The following is an 18089-nucleotide window of genomic DNA, read 5'->3' on the forward strand; positions in this document are numbered from 1 at the left end:
CACCGTTCTTCACTTCCGACTCACTGCGCCACACCGGACGCTTCCACCCGCTGCTTGAGCGCCTTCAACGCGGTATCCATGATCATCTTCTCGGCCTTGCGGCGAAACATGCCAAGCATGCCGACCGAGAGCTCCACCGCCAACGTGTAGGTCACCGTCGAGGTGCCGTCGCCGTTGTCGTAGATGTCGTACGACCCGTTCTGCGCCTTCTGCATCCGGGACGGCTGAACCAGGTGCCACTGGATCCGGGAGATGTCCTCGGCGTACTCGTAGGCCAGGGTGTACTCGTCGGCCAACACGCCGGCGTCGAGCACGAACCGGACCTGGCTGGCGTAGCCGTCCTCGTACTCCTGGACCACCTCGACGCTCTTGACGGCCTCGGTCCACTCCGGGTAACGAAGAAAGTCACATATCACCGCCGTCACCCGCTCGGGACGCGCGTCGATGACGATCGACTGGGTGGATAAGTCCGCCATGTGGGGCAGGCTACCCGGTGATCGGGCGCTGACGGCCGGCCGGCTCGCACCGACTCGCCGGGTCGGTGACCGCCGACCGGGCAACCTGCCTGGACAGGGTGGCCATCCGGCGGGGTAGGTTCGGCATTGCCGGGTCTGTCGGTCCCGGCGGCGGTACCTCCGCCACCGCCGACAGAGAGCACGTCACCACGACGCACCGGCACCCGGCATGAGCGCGAGGAGCACAGGTGCGCGAGTTCTCGGTCCCACCGGCCGTCACTGTCGGCGAGGCGGCCAACCTGACCGATCCGGTCTGGGAAAACGCCGTAGCGGCACCGGACTCGGTGCAGTTCGTCCGGCCGGCACCCGGCGGTGGCTGGACCGACGTTACCTGCTACCAGTTCCGCGAGGAGGTCGTCGCGGTGGCCCGGGGCCTGGTCGCCGCCGGGATCGAGCCGGGCATGCGGGTCGCCCTGATGAGCAAGACCCGGTACGAGTGGACCCTGTTCGACTACGCCATCTGGACGGCCGGCGCGGTGACCGTGCCGATCTACGAGACCTCCAGCGCCGAACAGGTGGCCTGGATCCTGTCCGACTCCGGCGCGGTGGCGTGTCTGGTGGAGACCGACGGCCACTCCCAGTGTGTGGCCGGGGTCCGGGACCGGCTGCCGGCCCTCGACCAGGTCTGGCAGATCGACGCGGGCGACCTGGACCGGTTGAAGTCCCAGGGCACGACCGTCGACCCGAGCGAGATCGACCTACGCCGCAAATCACTCAAATCCAGCGATATCGCCACGATCATCTACACCAGCGGCACCACCGGACGCCCCAAGGGCTGTGTGCTGACCCATCGCAACATGTACGCCGACATCGCCAACGCGATCCCGGTACTGCCCAACCTCTTCAACCCCGGTGCCTCGACGCTGCTGTTCCTGCCGCTGGCCCACTCCTTCGCCCGGCTGATCCAGATCGGCGTCGTGGCGGCCCGGGCCACGATGGCGCACAGCGCCGACGTGAAGAACCTCGTACCCGTGCTCCAGCAGTTCCGCCCCACCTTCGTGCTCTCGGTCCCCCGGGTCTTCGAGAAGGTCTACAACGGGGCCAGCCAGAAGGCCCGGGCGGAGGGCAAGGGACGGATCTTCGACCGGGCCGAGCAGGTCGCCATCGCCTACAGCGAGGCACTGGACACGCCGTCCGGCCCCGGCCTGGGTCTGCGTCTGTGGCACGCGCTGTTCGACCGGCTGGTCTACCGCAAGCTGCGGGCCGCACTCGGTGGCCGCTGCGAGAACGCGATCTCCGGCGGTGCGCCGCTGGGCGCCCGGCTCGGCCACTTCTTCCGCGGCATCGGCGTGAACATCTTCGAGGGCTACGGGCTGACCGAGACCTCCCCGGCCGCCGCCGCCAACCTGCCCACCGGTACCCGGATCGGCACCGTCGGCCGCCCCCTGCCCGGCGTCACCGTCCGGATCGCCGAAGACGACGAAATCCTGATCAAGGGCGATCTGGTGTTCCAGGGGTACTGGAACAACCCGGAGGCGACGGCCGAGGCGCTCACCCCCGACGGCTGGTTCCACAGCGGTGACCTTGGCGAACTGGACCAGGACGGCTTCCTCACCATCACCGGCCGCAAGAAGGAGATCATCGTCACGGCGGCCGGCAAGAACGTCGCACCCGCCGTCCTGGAGGACCAGGTCCGCGCCCACCCGCTGGTCAGCCAGTGTGTGGTGGTCGGCGACCGCAAGCCGTTCATCGCCGCGCTGATCACCGTCGACGAGGAGGCGCTGCCGAGGTGGCTCACCGAACACGGCCGCCCCGAGACGACCCCGATCGCCGAACTGCGCGACGACCCGGCCCTGCACGCCGAGATCCAGACCGCCGTGGACACGGCGAACCAGGCGGTGTCCCGGGCCGAAGCGATCAAGACCTTCCGGATCCTGCCGCAGGACTTCAGCGAGGTCACCGGCGAGATGACTCCGTCGATGAAGGTCAAGCGCGAAGTCGTGCACAAGAGGTACGCGGCGGAGATCGCCGCAATCTACGGAAGCTGACTACGATCCGTCAGGTGCCCGCAACGACACTCGGTCCGCCGTTCCCACGTACGTTGGCGGTGGCGTCCCGTCTGGTGATGCTCGCCCTCGTCGCCGTACTCACCCTGGTCGCCACCGAGGACCCGGTCCAGTTGTGGTGGATCCTGCTACTGGCCGGTGTCGGGATTCCGGCAGTTTTCGCGCCCCGCCACCGGTTGCTGGCCCCACTCAGCCGATTCGCCGAAGTGGTGGTCGTCGGGATCATGGCCAGCCAGCTGGCTGACGCATCGATCCACGGCACCGTATTCGGCGCGTCGGCGGCCCTGCCCTATCTGGCCGTGCCCCTCACCGTGGCGGTCCTCGGACGTCGAGCCCGGGAGGGTGCCGCGCTGCTGGCGGTCACCGCCGGCACCCTCGTGATCAGCGGCGTTCTCACCGAGACCGCAGCCGGGCGACAGATCGGCCAGACCGGCTACCTCGCCGTCTGCGCCCAGTGGTTGACGCTGGCCGTACTCGGCACGATCGCGGCCAGCACCCTGCAACGGGTCATGCAGGCCAGAGGCGAGAGCAAGCCCCAGCCATACGTCGAGGCGACCCGGCTGCTCACGCAGCTGCGCAGCGTCGCCCGGCAGCTCCCGGGGGCCACCCTCGACCCGGGTGGCATCTCCGAACACCTGCTCGAGGAGCTGCGCACGGTGGCCCGTACCGACCGGGCCGCGGTCCTCTCCGCCAGCGGCGGTGGTCGGCTGGTGGTGCTCGCCCAGGTCGGCGTGGAGCGGGTCGACTGGGAGACGACGCTCGATGCCGACTCGGCCATCGCCGACGCCTGGGCCAGCCAGCAACCGCAGACCGCACACCGTTCACAGTCCCGCTCGCATTCCGGCCCGGAGGTGTCGGCGCTGGTCGTACCGCTGGTGGCCGGTGTGCGTACGGTCGGGTTGGTGACGTTGGAGGCCGACGCGGCCGGCGCCTACCCCGCCACCGTGGTGGACCGGGTGACCGCCCTGACCCGACCGGCGGCGCTGCGGCTGGAGGCCGCGCTGCTCTTCGACGAGGTCCGGTCGCTGGCCACCAACGAGGAACGGCAGCGGCTGGCCCGCGAGATCCACGACGGGGTCGCGCAGGAACTCGTGATGGTCGGGTACGGCATCGACAACGCGCTCGCCTGCCTGCCCGAGGATGCGAAGGAGACCGCGGAGGAACTGCGCACCCTGCGCGGCGAGGTGACCCGGGTGATCACCGAACTGCGGCTGAGCCTGTTCGAGCTGCGCAGCGAGGTCGATCGGCAGGGCGGGCTGGCGGCGGCGATCGCCGAGTACGCCCGGACCGTCGGTGCCTCGGCCGGTCTGCGGGTGCACCTGTCCCTCGACGAGTCGACCGCCCGGCTACCCGCCGCGACCGAAGCCGAAATGCTGCGTATCGCGCAGGAGGCGATAACCAACGCGCGCAAACACGCCCGGGCGACCAATTTGTGGGTAACCTGTGCCGTCGACCCGCCGTTCGCACAGATCGAAGTGTCGGATGATGGTCAGGGCATAGCTGACCAGCGCCCAGACGGGCGATACGGTCTTGCGATCATGGCAGAGAGAGCGGAACGTATCCGAGGCCGTCTGGAGATCAGACCGCGACGCCCCAGCGGCACGACCGTGGCGGTGGTGCTCGGCACCTTGCCCCGGCGCGATAGCGTCCGCGACAGCGTCACCGCACCAGAAGGGGAGTAACCCGAGCATGACCACCAGCCCCACGCCGACGACCCGCACCAAGGTCCTGCTTGTGGATGACCATGACCTGATCCGCAAGGGCCTGCGCCACGCCTTCGAGCGCGACCGGCAGTTCGAGGTCGTCGGCGAGGCCGCCACCGCTGCGGAGGGGGTCCGGCAGGCCGGCGCCCTGCAACCCGACGTCGTGATCATGGATCTCCGCCTGCCGGATGGCAGTGGCCTGGAGGCCACCCGCGCGCTGCGCAAGTCCAGCGCGACGATGGGCATCGTCGTACTGACCATGTACGCCGGTGACGACCAGCTCTTCGGTGCGCTCGAGGCCGGTGCCAGCGCCTTCGTGCCCAAGACCGCGCCGGCCGACGAGGTGGTGGCCGCAGCCCGCCACGCCGCCTCGTCCCCGAGCGCCTTCACCGCGGCCGATCTCGCCGAGGCGATGAAGCGTCGGCTGGCTCCCTCCGGGCCGCAGCTGTCCCCCCGCGAGGGTCAGGTGCTGCGTCTGCTGGCCGACGGCATGAGCGTCGCCGGGATCGCCAAGCAGCTCTTCGTCAGCGAGTCGACGGCCAAGACCCACATCTCGAAGCTCTACGAGAAGCTGGGGGCGGCCAACCGGGCCCAGGCCCTGATGACCGCGCTGCGGCTGGGGCTGCTCGAAGCACCCGACGCACCGAAGTTCTGACCTGTGCCGACTGCCGGACGTGACCTTCCTGGAACCGTCCGGCAGCAATGGATCGTCCGACCGTCGACATAGATCAAGTACAGTGTCGCGATGGCTGACATCCATGAGCTGATGGTCTCCATGGACCTGCCCGATGATCTGTCGGACGCCGAGGTCGCCGAGATCCGCTGGCATCTCGGTCTCGGCCCGCAACCCGAGCAGCTCACAATCATCACCAGGTTCCCGACGTTGGTGTTCGACGACGACACCGGCGAGCCGAAGTTGGACGACGACGGCGGCTGGCTCGTGGTGGACCGCCCGCAGCCGGTGTGGGGGCAGTCGCCGAGCGTGGCCTGGAAGACCGGGGGCGTGCTCCTCTCCACCCTGTTGCGTGAGGACGATGCCCACGGCGGATCCACCCTGTTGCGTGAGGACGATGCCCACGGCGGACGGTGGGCACTGACGTGCCGATGGGAGATCCATCCCGACTCCCACGGCAACGTGGCCAGGCTGTTCAACTGGCTGGCCAGGCGCTGCCACGGCCGGGGGCGGTTCTTCGGCTACCTACGCTGGCACGAGGACGACGAGCCGACGGAGATCCTGACCGTTCGGGACGGCGTCATCGTCACCCACCGCAACGGCAAGTTTGTTGCGCCGCTCTGGGACGAGCCCGCCGAGGGTTGAACCCCGACGGAACTGAGCGGAACTGAACCGCGGGAACCGAACCCAGGCGGACGTCGGCTCCGCCCACGACGTCAACCCCAGTTCACGCATCTGTCGGCATCCATGAATCTTCGATGCTTGGATAGTCGGGCACGTGGCGGGCAGAATACCGGGGAATACCTGCCAGGCAACAAGCGTCGCATTCTCGGCAAAAGGGGCAGCAATGCAGCGGCCGGACTGGGCACCGGAAAAGATCGATATCGAACGGCCCAGTGTGGCGCGGATGTACGACTACTACCTGGGCGGCTCACACAACTTCGCGGTCGACCGGGCGACCGCCCAGGCGATGATCGACGTTGTCCCCGAAGCACCCCTGATGGCCCAGGCCAACCGGGCCTTCCTCCGCCGTACGGTGCAGTTCCTGGTCGACGCCGGCATCCGACAGTTCCTCGACATCGGCTCGGGCATCCCGACGGTCGGCAACGTGCACGAGATCGCCCAGCGGATCGCACCCGAATCCCGGGTGGTCTACGTCGACGTCGATCCGGTGGCGGTGGCACACAGCCGAGAAATCCTCAATGGAAACGACCGGGCGGCGGTCGTACAGGAGGACCTGCGCCGGGCCGACCGGATCCTGGCCAATCCGCAGGTACGGGCGCTGCTCGACTTCGACCAGCCGATCGCCGTGATGATCATCGCGGTCCTGCACTTCATCCCCGACTCGGACAACCCCGGCAGCATCCTGCGCACCATCCGGGAAGCACTGGCACCCGGCAGCTACCTGACCCTCTCCCAGGCCAGTGCCGACGGTCGTACCAATCAGGAACGTCAGGACGCCGAGCAGGTCTACCAGCGCACCGACAGCCACCTCATCATCCGGAGCCGACAGGAGCTGACCAAGCTCTTCGACGGCTTCGACCTCGTCCCTCCGGGCGTGGTCTGGGTGCCACAGTGGCGACCGGACTACCCGGACGCCGCTGAGCACGCCGAACGTGCGGTATTCCTCGGTGGAGTGGGACGGCTCGGTGAGTAACCAGGAAGAGCCGGCGACGGCCACGGCCCGGCCGGGAACGGGTGCCTTCGCCCGGGCCTGGGCCAAGGCGGTGACCGACACCAGCTACCTGCCGATGACGCAGGCACAGCTTGAGGAGTTCCTGCGGAACCTGACCGAGCGGCTCGCCTACGCGCTGCATGCCGAACCGTTCGACCCGCGAATCGGTCACAAGGTCGGCACCGAACTCGTCGTCAACCACATCGCCTCGGCCGAAGGGCTCGGCCGCACCATCGAGGTCATCCACCTGCGACTGCTCCGCGACCTCGGACTCTCCGGTGAGGACGTCGAGGACCGGTTGGCCAGGCTGCTGGCCACCATCGCGACCGGCTACGCCCGCGCCCTGCGCGACCGTACGCTCGACGAGCAGGAGTCCATCCGACGCGCGGGAATGGTCGCCCGGGAAGAGGCCGAACAGGCGCTCCGGGAAAGTGAGTCCCGCTTCCGGCACCAGGCCACCCACGACCCGCTGACCGATCTGCCCAACCGCGCGCTCTTCACCGAACGGCTGGCCACGGCCCTCACCCGGTCGGACCGTTCCGGATCCCGACTGGGTGTCTGCTTCATCGACCTCGACCGGTTCAAGGAGGTCAACGACACCCGCGGTCACCAGGTGGGTGACCTGCTGCTGGTCTCGGTCGCCGAACGGCTGCGGCACGGGGTGGATGGGCACCTCGTCGCCCGGCTGGGCAGCGACGAGTTCGTGATCCTGGTCGAGGAGACCACCAGCACCGACGACGTGGTGGCGGTGGCCGAGGCGGCGTTGACCGCGATCCGCGAGCCGTCGTACGTCGGCGGCCACATCCTCAGCGTGACCGCCAGTGTGGGCATCGTCGAGCGTCCGGTCGAAGGGGCCACCCCGAGCGACCTCATGCGGGCCGCCGACATCACCCTACGCTGGGCCAAGACCTCCGGTCGGGGGCGATGCGAACTGTTCGACCCCGACCGTAACGAGCGGGAACTGACCAAGTACGCGCTCTCCGCCGCGATGCCCGCCGCCCTGGACCGGCGCGAGTTCTATCTCGACTATCAACCGCTGGCCTCGCTGGTCGACGGTGGGGTGGTCGGCGTCGAGGTGCTCGTCCGTTGGCGCCACCCCGAACTGGGAGTGCTACGCCCGGACTGCTTCATCGGTCTGGCCGAGGAGACCGGTTTCATCGTCCGACTCGGGGGTTGGGTGCTGGCCGAGGCCTGTCGGGAGGCCAGCACCTGGTCGGGTCGGGCCGGGTCCCCGCCGTTCGTCAGTGTCAACCTCGCCGTACGACAGGTGCACGACGCCGGGCTGGTCGACGAGGTCAGCCGGGTCCTCGAACAGACCGGTCTCCCCCCTGAGCGGCTGCAACTGGAGATCACCGAAAGCGCGATGATGACCACGGCCGGCGAGCCGGTACGGGCCCTGCACACCCTGGCCGACCTCGGCGTCCGGATCGCCATCGACGACTTCGGTACCGGTTACTCCAATCTCGCCTACCTGCGGGATCTGCCGGTCAACGAGCTGAAGGTCGCCGGCTCGTTCGTGGCCGGGCTGCGGGCTCCGGCCGACGACCCGGCCAGCCATGTGGACGAACGGATCCTGGCCACGATGGTCGCCCTCGGCCACGCCCTCGGCCTGACCGTCACCGCCGAGGGCGTGGAGACCGCCACCCAGGCCGAACGACTACGGGCCATCGGCTGCGACGCGGGCCAGGGCTGGCACCTGGGCAGACCGGCGCCAGCCGCCCGGATCACCGAGCGGCTGGACCAGGACCGGCCCTAGGAGCCGTCGGTGCCGGTGTCCGTACCCGGCCGATACGGGTCGGTCCAGACGTCCAGGCGGTGCTCCGCGGCGTAGTCCACCGGGCCGAGGTGGTCCGGTGCCAGCGACTGGACGTACGGCACCGGCTGCCGGCCATCGAAACGCGACCAGCGGGGCAGTCCGGGGCCGTTCGGATCACCGGTACGGGCGAAGTTGCTCCAGTAGCGGATCATCCGATCGGAGAGCCGGAGCTGACCGGGGCTGGCGGCCGAGGTGAACTGCTCGTCCCGGAACACGTACGCCGTGTCGGCGGCGTGGTAGGCACCGGGCGGAAAGTCCGGTGGAAACGGCAGCGACACCGGTGGGGTCGGGTCGGCGAACTCGTAGGCGTAGGTCGGCATCCGGGTGGCGAACAACTGGTTCTGCTCGAAGGTGGACTTCGCCCAGAGCCGGTCGGTGAGGACCCTGGCCCAGGTCAGGCTCGGCGACTCGGCATCGGTCAACGGGTAGCTCCGCATGATCATCGGTACCTGCTCCGCCCCGAACGCCCGGGCCAGCAGCTTCGGATAGTCCGCAGCCGAGACCGGCTGGTCGGCCAGCACCCGGAACAGCCCGACGAACGTACGGTGCTCGTCGCGGGTGGCCCCGGAGACGACCGGCACCCGGTGGAACCGTCCGGCCCGCAGCGCCTGCGCGGGCAGCTCCGGCAGGGTCCGGCCGCCGTACGCCATCGACTGGAAGATGTTCATGACCTGCGGGAACTCCAGCAGTTTCTCGACCGGCAGGGCCCGCAGGCAGGCCAGGGCCCGGACCGGGTCGGCCGGGTCACAGCCGAGTTCACCGGCGACCCACGCGCCGATCCCGGCGACCTCGGACTCGGGCCGCCAGGCCCACCAGGGCAGTGCCTCGCCACCCGGGTGCATCGACTCGGCGGGCATGTCCATCAGGGCGAAGCCACTCTCGACGATGGCCCGGTCGAACAGGCCCTCGGATCCCGGCGCGGTCAGGTGCGCGGTGGTGGCCGTCGCGCCGTAGGAGACGCCGAAGAGCGTGACGTTACGCGGGTCGCCACCGAAGGCCGCGATGTTGCGGCGTACCCAGCGCAGCGCCGCCTGTTGGTCCTGGAGGCCGAAGGTCCCGCTGCCGGTGAGGCCGGGCAGGCCGAAGCCGCCGAAGACACCGAGCCGGTAGTTGATGGTCACGACGACGGTGTCGCCGTCGGCGGCCAGCCGGTCGGCATCGAAGAAGTGCCCGGCTCCGACCGCACCGTCGCCGTGGATCCACACCATCACGGGTCTACGGGTGCCGCGCGGCGCGTCACGTGGCGCGGTCACGTTGAGGAACAGGCAGTCCTCGTCGACGCTGCGCACGTCCGCGTAGGACGACGGGAGTTGCGGGCACGGGCTGCCCGGCTCGGTGGCGTCCCGGGGCGTTCGCCACGGTACGACCGGCTGCGGCGCCCGCCAACGCAGCTCACCGGTCGGCGGTGCCGCGTACGGAATCCCTTGGAACTTCCGGTGCTCGCCGGTCAGCCGGCCGCGCACGGGACCACCCTCGGTGCGCACCACGGCGCTGTCGTTGCTGTCCATCCTGGCCTCCTTACCGCCTGCCGCCGGTGCGGCGGTGGCTGTGGTCGTGACGATGAGCCCGGCCAGTACGGCGGCCAGCGCGCTCGGATATCCCGTTGTTCTCATGACGTCTCCTTCCTGGTTGCCAACTCGATCAGCGTCACCAACTCGCGCCGGTAGGGCGCGAGGTCCAACTCGGGTTCCTTGGCGAGTTGGGCGACGACCGCGTCCCGCAGCGCGAGCACCGCCACCGCGAGGACCCGGGTGTCGAACTCCCGGAACTCGCCGGCGCGTTGTCCCCGACGGAGGAGTTCCGCCAGCCCGGCAAGGTCGGACTCGGTGATCGCAGCCGTCTGCGCGGCGACCTCCCCGGTGCCACGCGCGTTGGCGGCGATCTCGTTCAGAGCCATCAGGTGGGCGCGATGGTCGCGCATGAAGTCCACGTTGGCCTCGATCAAGGCACGCAACTCTCCGGCTACGGTGTCGGCCACCGCATGGCTCTGCACGAACGCCGCGAACTCCGCCAGCACCGTCCGCATCACCTCGACCATCAGCTCGTCCTTGCCGGCGAAGTGGTACGAGATCAGTCGGGTACTGCTGAGCCCGGCGCGCCTGGCGATCTGCGCGAAGGACGCTCGGGCGTAGCCCAGCTCGGCGATGGTCTCGATCGCGTAAGCGATGATCTGTGCCCGCCGGGCCTCGTTGGTGACGGTTCGACGGTTCGGTGGCTGACTTTTTACTTGCACGAGTAAAAGCTACCACGAGCAGGTAAGAGCGCTACCCGGTTTCCGACACTGCCCGGTAGGCGTCGGCCTGGAGGCCGAACAGGTTGAACAGGCTGGCCCAGGTGCTCCCGAGGGCCATCGGCTCGTCGTGCCCGCCCTCGTCGATCGACGCCCCGTGGTCGAGGACGTGGATCCGGTCCGCGCTCTGCGCTCGCCATCCAGTGCGCGATCAGCACGACCGTACGACCGGCCGCCAGCGGTTGCTCGTCGATGACCGGCTGCCGCCGTCGCCACCACCATGCCATCTTTTTGGCTACTACCCGGAATCGCCCAGGCCCAGCACACAGCAACCCGGGTGTTCATCCACCGGAAAATGTCGCAGCTTCCGAAATCTTCCACCCCGCCAGCCGCAACCGGATGACAATTCCAACCATCCGTTCCCGGAAATCAGGCCACCAATGGATATCGACCTGAAGCGTAGCCGTACAAGTGAACTACCGGGTGATTGTCGAACGCACCGAGGGAATCAGCCGTCGGCCTCAGCCAGTGCCTGGTCCACCCGGCCCCGACGGCCGTCCGCATCGCAGTACCGGTCGAGTTCGAACCATTCGCGGCGCCACTCGGCGTACCCGCTCGACCCGCCGAAGGCCCTGCGTACGGCCTCGACCGACCGGATGAAGCTCGGCTTGGTGGCGCTGCCGATCACGTTCGCGTCCCCGCGCTGCCTGCCCTGGTCACCGGTCGCGGCAAGCCAGCTCGACATCACCGTCACCGCCCCGCCGTCGAATGGATTGGCCGCGACACACGGATCGAAGACGGTCCTCGCGGCAAAGTCGTACCCCGGTGCCAGCAACGCCAGGTGCAGACGAAGCTGGACCACCGACCGTTCGTGGTCCTCGAGCAGGGGCCACGGCTCGCCGTTCTCGTTGTGGGCCGGCCGCTCGATGTAGCGATAGGCATCCTCGAAGCGCTTCAACAGATCGCCCCTCGCCTCGGCCCAGTTCTCGAAGCCGTCCCCCGGGAGCCGGCCCAGCGCCTCCATCTCCGGGCCCATCGAGACCATCAGCAGGATGGCCCGAGCCGTCATGATCGCGGGCAGGCGATAGCTCGTCTGTAGCGCCAGGCGGTCCTCGCTCACGTAGTGCGTGAAGCCCCAGCGCTCCTCGATCCCCCTGGCGATGGCCAACGCCCGCGTGCCGATCTCGGCTCCGTCCGCCAACTGGCGATACATGCGCTGGGTCCAGCGGGCGCTGTCCGCCTCGGTCCAGGTCCCCTCCACCTTTCCCTCGGCCCACTGCCCGAGGACGCGTTCCGCCGTACGGCACGCGGTGCCCGTCTCGGCCAACGCGAGCTGCAACAACACCTCGCCGAGATCACGGACGTAGCGCTCGCTGGCCGGGTCGCTGCCGTGGCTGTCCAGATAGCTGTCGTGCTTCGCCTTGGCCTCCTGATGGAGGATCCAGGCATCGTCGTAGCCACTCTCGGTGTCCCGTTTCGAGGCGGCGAGCGCCTGGGCGCGGATCGCCCCCAGTGCCCGCGGCGCGAACTCGGGCCACGGCAACGACCGGGCGGCGTCCGCAGCCCGCGCGATCAGCTCGACGGCAGCCTCGCTCCGCTCCCGCTGCGGGCCACTCAGCGCCTCGTAGCCGGCCGTTATCTCCCACAGCCGCGACAGTGACGCTTCCAGAATCAGCCAGCCCATCAACGGCAGCAGCTCCGCCAACTCCGCCGGTGGCAGCTGTGGCCGAGGTTCGCGAAGATAGCTGCGGTACTCCTGGACGTCCGCCTCGATCATGGTGATCAGATGTTCGTCGACAGCCAGTTGGTTCCGGCGGATCTTCGGGCAGTAATCGCGGAGTTGCTCGACACTCATCACGACGGTTCGACCCTTCCCCACTCGATTAGGTCCAGCAATACTCGTCGACTCAAGCAGCCACCTCAATAGCCGGGTCAGCCTCGTCCGACATCCGACTACACCCGATATCGGCATCCCACCGGGAAACGCACACGTCCACGTTGACCGGCGCTGCTAGCATTCACCGTAGGCGATCATCGCAATGGGGAGAGTATGGCGAAACAACTGTACCGAGACCTGGTCATGTTGAGAAACCTCCTCGAAGCCGCCGACAACTGGCGGCTCACTCCGGACGATTGGCAGCGTGCGGCGAGAGCGGTGGAGGACCTGGCCTCCGCGCTCACCACGCCGGATCTGCGCGACCTCGACGACATCGTCGAACAGTTCGAGGCGATCGTGCCCGGGGCCCGGGCACCGGTCATGAGCATGGACGACCCGAGGCTGACCGCCGCACCCCGAAGGATCGAGCCGCGGATCAACGAGGTGATCCCCCTCATCACCGACGTGATCACCCGGATCGACCGGGACGGTCAGAGCGGCCGTACCCGACCGAGTGGTGCGGATGTTCGTTAGTCGCGCCCTGCTGACGCACGAGTTCACGCGACTCGACCAACCCACCGTCACCCCGGCCCTGCTCGACACCTGGCAGCACCTCGTCGCCACCCTGGAGATGCGGTCGGACACGGACAGCGGCACCATGGCGCTCGGCGTCGACGTACCCACCGGTGGGCTGGCCGTACTCGGCTACGCGAAGCGGTCCACCGAGGACGTACCGGTGCACCAGGCGGCACTGTCGAGCACCGGCGATGCCGCCTGCCTCACCGTGCTACTGGCACCGCAGGATCCGGCCCGCACCTGGGCCGCCATGGACAGCGAACTGGCTCCGCTGGATCGGGTGGCCCCGGGCGTGGACCACCTGGGTAGCGCCCGGGTCTACGTGGGACTGGTGGACGCACCACTCGACCCGGAGACGATCGCCGCGATCGAGAAGGCACTCGGCGGTGAGTTCCCCGACGTCGGAGAAGGCGCCTGGACCCGGCATCGGTCGCGGACGACCGAGGGATTCCTGATCTGGGAGGTGCCGACGACCCGTACCCGGCAACGCAGATTCGTCCTGGTCGGTGAGCAGAGCGCGGAACTGGCGCTGGACGCCTTCGCGTGGACCCCCGGAGACCGGGAGCTCGGGCCGTTCGTCCAATACCTACTCGACGCCGCGAAGCTCCGCTACCAGAATGACGACCATCGGGCGAGCGCTACGGCGATCCGACGGCTGCGACTGAACATGGACGATGCCGTCGACGAGCTACTGGAGCTGCACAAGTCCGCGACCACCGCACCGGGCCAACTGGTCGCGGCCGACGCCAGCCTCACCGACCTCCAGGTACGCACGCACGGCGTCATCTTCACGCTCGCCCAGTTACGGAGGACGGCTCGGGGCGTCGAGGCGGCGGAGGCAAACCTGCGCGCCACCGTCTCACTCGACCCGGCGGTCCCCGGGCCACTCGCTGCCGACCTGGCCCTGGCGCAGACGATGTGTGAGCGGCTGGCCGACGACATCGCCTACCTGGAGATCTCCCAGGATCGAGCCGAGAAGATCTCCGCCCTGACCGCAGTCGCGGTCCAGCGTGGTCTCGGCACCCACCAGCAGCAACTCCAACTCGTCCAGGCGTCCGTCATCAGCTCCATCCTGATGATCCTCGCGGCGGTGCAGGCCTTCGGCACCGTCCTGCCCCTCCCGCGCGTACTCCAGTTGCCCATCATCGCCTTCCTCGGCGCGCTCGCCCTGGCCCTGCCGACCATCGTGCTGCGACTGTCCCGCCGGGTGCCACGTGATCTGCCCCTGCGGGCGGTCGACTACCTGGCAGCCAGTGCACTCGGCGCGAGTACCGGTTGGCTCGGCGCCCAGGCCCTCGCACACCTGGTCCTCCACCGTCCGCTCCACCCCTGGTGGGCCCTGCTGACCAGCGCCGGGCTGGGGTCGCTCCTCGCCGGTGCCGTCTGGCTACGCTCACGACGGCCCGGCCCGTCCACCGCCCGGCGGCTGATCCCGCGACCTCGGCGGGCGCGGCCCGCCAACGGCCCGGTACGCGGCCAGCTACCCCAACAGGATCATCGGACGTAGGCGCTCAACAACGCCCATCTGGCGTTGGGCTGGTGGGCGGAGCCGAGTTGGACGGCCCGTAGCGCAACGTCCAGACGGACGGCTCCGTCCCGTACGGCGTCCACGATCCGCCCGGCCGCCCGACCGGTCCACACGTCAGGAATCCAGTCCATGCCGGCGACCACGCATTGCGAGCCGCCGGTCAGCAGCGCCATGACGAAACTCAACGGCTCGGCGTCCTCGGGATTCACCAACCGCCCGACGTGGCAGGACGCCATCAGCACCGAGGCGGGCCACTTCATTCCCAAAGCCTGCGCCGCCGTGAGTTCCCTGGGTAGTTGGAGGTACTGTCCCAGTCCCTGGCCACCGCCGTGCGCGGCGACATGCACGAACCCCCAGCCGGCGGTCGGATCCGCGAGGGCCGCCGGCACGTCGGCATCCAGTACGACCGGCGACGAACCACGGTCCGCCGCGCACCGGCTGAGCGGCACCCGCCCCTGGTCCTCGTCCAGGTCCCAGGCCAGCCGCTCCTGGTCGACGTTCACCCCGCCCTCGGCCGCCGAGACGAGCCGGACCAGCACGGGACCGGTCACCACGGGCGGTCGCCGGTACGACAGGCAGGTCAGCGTCGGACACTGGGCGATCACCGCCCGTTCGACCAGTGGCGTACCCGCGTCGTCGATCCGCAGCGCCGCCCACGGCAACAGGCTCAACGCGGAGTGGGCGGAGATCAGCAACTCCACCGGATCGGCCACCGTCCTGGCGCGTACCTCCTCGAGCAGGGCTGCCGGCAGCAGTTCGTGGGCGAGGCCCCGCCAGTCGGGCTGCTCCGTCGCGGTCGCCTGCTCCAGCCGATCGAGCCATGGATCCTGTCCTCGCCCGCTGCCCTCGCTGACCCCGCTGCTTCCGCTGCTTCCGTCACCCTCGCTGCCCGCACTGCTCCCGCCCTCGAAGAAGGCTGCATAGGCGGGGCCGGGCTCGAACCGCTCGAACCCGATCTGGCGACCGGGTTGGATGGTCGCCCGGAACCAGTTCTTCCGGTGCCCGCTCAGGCTGTCCGGCAGCGCGACGAAGTCCACGGCGTGTCGCTCGCCGATCACCTCGACCAGGCGATGCAGTTCGGTGGGTACGGGAAGGACGGTGTCCGCCAGCATCGGCGACACCTCCTCCTCGATCCGGACCCGCAACTGCTCCAGCTTCTCGTCCCGGGACGCCCGGTCACCGGCCGTCAACGTATCCGCCGGCGGATCCTCGAGGTCGACGATCTCCTCCAGCAGTCCCCCGACATGCGGGCTCATCAGAAGCCGTCCCTCGCGTACCCGGCTGGCGAAGCCGGTCTGCTTCGCCGACAGGGAGACCCGGAAACCGAGTGCCGCCGCATCGGGTCCGGGAAGGCGCGACGCCAACAGGGCGATGTCGCCGTAGATCCGGCGGAACGCCACTGCCAACGGGGTCCGGGACCGGGCGATCACACGCCACCGGCCACGGATCTGTTCCGCGACCTCCAGTGCCTGGCCGCCCAGGTCGACCACCTCACGCAGCCGCGCTTCGGTCGGCTCCCCCAGGACCAGGCACTCGGCCAGTCCGAGGGTCACCGACAACCGCTGCACGTCGCGCGCCTCGTCCAGCGACGCACGCAGCGCATCCAGCGCCCGGTTGCGTGGCCGGTCGTCGGGGCCCAGGCGGTCGGACGCCACCCGCAGACCACGCAGCGCCTCCGCCGGCTCCCCCCGTTCCCACTCGGCCAGGGCCAGGACGAACTCGAAGCGATGCCGGGTCGAGAAGCTGGCAGCCCGGGTCCGTTCCCAGTACTTCCGCTGCTCCCCCAACGCGTCCGGCACCTGCGCCGCCTGCCCGTTGGAGATGAGACAGGCGCCGAACTCGAACAGGTAGTGCCCCCAGTGTGGCTCCGCCCCCGTACCGAACAGGTCGGTCGGCGGAACCACCACCAGGTTCAGCGCCTCGGCGTACCGGCCGGTCAACCGCAGATTCCGGGCCATCCGGTGGGTGTTGAAGACACCCAGGGTCAGGTCCCGGTCCAGCCGCCTGCCGTCGATCACGTTCTCCGTCAGCTCCCGGGCGGCGCTCGCGTACATCTCCTGGGCCGAGTACGGCGTCTCGATCGGGATGCCGACCAGGTCGCAGAAGCACACGATGGTGCCCGCGTACGACCAGGCCCGGGCTCGGATCGCCCACTGTCTCGATTCGACCCCGCTCAGGTAGTGCCGCAGTGCCACGGCGAACACGTCGAGCCCGCTCTCGGCGCTACGGGCCAGGCTCTTCCGCTGGCGGACGATGCCGACGGCATCATCCGCGTCCGCCGCCAACTGGAGCAGGTCGTCTCGGGCCAGCACCCGGCTGACGTGGAGGGACGGACCGGTCATCGAGATATCAACTCCGCCAGTTCACTCAGTGCCTCGAAGCTGTGCCCGGCCACGTTCCGGTCTACGAACCGCTGACTGGCCAGCAGCCCCGGGGCCATCGGTTGGTAACCGGGCCAGCCCTGTTGGGGATTGGCCCAGACGAGGAGCCGGGTCAGTTGGGACAGTCGCTCCACCTGACGGGCCAGGATCACCACCGGACCGAAGTCGTACCCGTCGGAGGCGATGACGACGTACGCCGACCGGACGACGTTCCGCCCGCCCCACTGGCGCAGGAAGTCCCGGAGGGTACGGCCCAGCAACGTGCCGCCGCCCCAACCGGACTCCAACTCGGCCATCGCACGCATCGCGCCATCCGGGTCACGCGTCCGCAGCGCCGGGGTGAGGCGTACGCACCGGGTCCCGAGGGTGAACACCTCGGTGGTCGCCGGTCGGGCCGAGAGGGCACCGTGGGCGAACCGTACGAACGCCTCCCGGTAGACCCGCATCGACTCGCTGACGTCGATGAGGAGGGTCAGTCGGCGCGGCTTGGGTGTCGTACGCCGGAAGCGTAGGTGGGCGGGCTCGCCGCCGTTACGGATCATCGTGCGGACAGTGCGGTTTCCGTCGATCGTCCGCCGACCACCGTCCCGCTGGCGCCTCGACCGGTACGTCGGGCCGACCGCGCCGAGCAGGGCGATCCACGCGTCCAACTCGGCCCGTTCGGCGACGGTGAGGGTACGCAGATCGCGGTGCGCCAGCATCTCGGACACGGTCGCGTCCGCGCCCGAGGCGATCGTGGCCTGAGCCGGGTCGGTGCTGCCGTCCGCTGGGTCGGTGATGTCCCCGGTCGGCTCGGCGACCGGAACCCCCTCGCCATGGGGCGGCCCTTCGCCGTTGGTGGACGATGCTCCCGCTGCGGCACTGTCCGGTTCCGCCACCGCCCGAGCGTCGAACCAGTTGGCGAACGCCTCGTCGAACACCGGCAGGTCCGACTGGCGGGAGCAGAGGGTGAGCCTCGTACCCCAGTAGACGGCCGTCCGGTCGAGGGGCTCGAGTCGGGTGAGCGCGTCCATCGCGACGAGGACGCGACCGGTGTCGACCTGGATGCCGGCGACTCGGAGTGCGTTCACCAGTCCCATCAAGTCGGGAATCGGGTCGGTTCCGGTGGTA

14 protein-coding genes are annotated in these 18089 nt (G+C 69.2%); 8 read left to right on the plus strand and 6 right to left on the minus strand.

Features of this window, described 5'->3' with window-relative positions; all coding sequences use genetic code 11:
• Positions 1-20 precede the first annotated feature (20 nt).
• A complete protein-coding gene (locus ACFQ4H_RS05330) occupies positions 21-476 on the minus strand; it encodes an SRPBCC family protein (RefSeq protein ID WP_377567561.1) in 456 nt (151 codons plus the stop codon).
• Between the two features lie 227 nt (positions 477-703).
• Here ACFQ4H_RS05330 and ACFQ4H_RS05335 point away from each other — a divergent pair, with 227 nt between their 5' ends.
• The 6 genes from ACFQ4H_RS05335 to ACFQ4H_RS05360 all read left to right on the plus strand — a co-directional run bounded on the left by ACFQ4H_RS05335 (position 704) and on the right by ACFQ4H_RS05360 (position 8328).
• The gene (locus ACFQ4H_RS05335; protein ID WP_377567563.1) at positions 704-2503 is read left to right on the plus strand and encodes an AMP-dependent synthetase/ligase; all 1800 of its coding nucleotides are present in this window, start codon (positions 704-706) and stop codon (positions 2501-2503) included.
• A gap of 71 nt (positions 2504-2574) precedes the next feature.
• Positions 2575-4203 (plus strand): sensor histidine kinase, encoded by a 1629-nt coding sequence (locus ACFQ4H_RS05340; protein WP_377567641.1) that lies wholly within the window; start codon positions 2575-2577, stop codon positions 4201-4203.
• Positions 4204-4210: 7 nt separating this feature from the next.
• Positions 4211-4879, plus strand: coding sequence for a response regulator transcription factor (locus ACFQ4H_RS05345; RefSeq protein WP_130460771.1), 669 nt, complete (start codon positions 4211-4213; stop codon positions 4877-4879).
• A gap of 90 nt (positions 4880-4969) precedes the next feature.
• Complete coding sequence (locus tag ACFQ4H_RS05350; RefSeq protein ID WP_377567565.1) at positions 4970-5542, plus strand: hypothetical protein; 573 nt, start codon at positions 4970-4972, stop codon at positions 5540-5542.
• A 202-nt stretch (positions 5543-5744) separates the two neighbouring features.
• Complete coding sequence (locus ACFQ4H_RS05355) at positions 5745-6554, plus strand: SAM-dependent methyltransferase (RefSeq protein ID WP_377567567.1); 810 nt, start codon at positions 5745-5747, stop codon at positions 6552-6554.
• A gap of 94 nt (positions 6555-6648) precedes the next feature.
• Complete coding sequence (locus ACFQ4H_RS05360) at positions 6649-8328, plus strand: putative bifunctional diguanylate cyclase/phosphodiesterase (protein WP_377567643.1); 1680 nt, start codon at positions 6649-6651, stop codon at positions 8326-8328.
• On the opposite strand, the gene ACFQ4H_RS05365 is transcribed toward ACFQ4H_RS05360, so the two are convergent.
• The 3 genes from ACFQ4H_RS05365 to ACFQ4H_RS05375 all read right to left on the minus strand — a co-directional run bounded on the left by ACFQ4H_RS05365 (position 8325) and on the right by ACFQ4H_RS05375 (position 12476).
• Positions 8325-10001, minus strand: a complete 1677-nt coding sequence (locus ACFQ4H_RS05365; protein ID WP_377567569.1) for a carboxylesterase/lipase family protein — start codon at positions 9999-10001, stop codon at positions 8325-8327. The two genes, ACFQ4H_RS05360 and ACFQ4H_RS05365, sit on opposite strands and share 4 nt — an antisense overlap.
• The gene (locus ACFQ4H_RS05370) at positions 9998-10621 is read right to left on the minus strand and encodes a TetR family transcriptional regulator (protein WP_377567571.1); all 624 of its coding nucleotides are present in this window, start codon (positions 10619-10621) and stop codon (positions 9998-10000) included. The genes ACFQ4H_RS05365 and ACFQ4H_RS05370 overlap by 4 nt, the downstream gene beginning before the upstream one ends.
• 505 nt (positions 10622-11126) lie before the next feature.
• Complete coding sequence (locus ACFQ4H_RS05375) at positions 11127-12476, minus strand: hypothetical protein (protein WP_377567573.1); 1350 nt, start codon at positions 12474-12476, stop codon at positions 11127-11129.
• A 192-nt stretch (positions 12477-12668) separates the two neighbouring features.
• On the opposite strand from ACFQ4H_RS05375, the gene ACFQ4H_RS05380 reads away from it, so the two are divergent.
• Both ACFQ4H_RS05380 and ACFQ4H_RS05385 read left to right on the plus strand, forming a co-directional pair.
• Complete coding sequence (locus ACFQ4H_RS05380; protein WP_377567575.1) at positions 12669-13028, plus strand: CATRA system-associated protein; 360 nt, start codon at positions 12669-12671, stop codon at positions 13026-13028.
• Positions 13018-14577 (plus strand): CATRA conflict system CASPASE/TPR repeat-associated protein, encoded by a 1560-nt coding sequence (locus tag ACFQ4H_RS05385; RefSeq protein ID WP_377567577.1) that lies wholly within the window; start codon positions 13018-13020, stop codon positions 14575-14577. Before ACFQ4H_RS05380 ends, ACFQ4H_RS05385 begins: the two co-directional genes overlap by 11 nt.
• Here ACFQ4H_RS05385 and ACFQ4H_RS05390 read toward each other — a convergent pair.
• On the minus strand, positions 14565-16940 hold the full coding sequence (locus ACFQ4H_RS05390) for a CHAT domain-containing protein (protein ID WP_377567579.1): 2376 nt from the start codon (positions 16938-16940) through the stop codon (positions 14565-14567). The two genes, ACFQ4H_RS05385 and ACFQ4H_RS05390, sit on opposite strands and share 13 nt — an antisense overlap.
• Positions 16937-18049 (minus strand): vWA domain-containing protein, encoded by a 1113-nt coding sequence (locus ACFQ4H_RS05395; RefSeq protein ID WP_377567581.1) that lies wholly within the window; start codon positions 18047-18049, stop codon positions 16937-16939. Before ACFQ4H_RS05395 ends, ACFQ4H_RS05390 begins: the two co-directional genes overlap by 4 nt.
• Positions 18050-18089 lie beyond the last annotated feature (40 nt).

Origin of the sequence: Micromonospora sonneratiae (assembly GCF_042679305.1) — a bacterium.
Taxonomy (GTDB): Bacteria; Actinomycetota; Actinomycetes; order Mycobacteriales; family Micromonosporaceae; genus Micromonospora_H; species Micromonospora_H sonneratiae.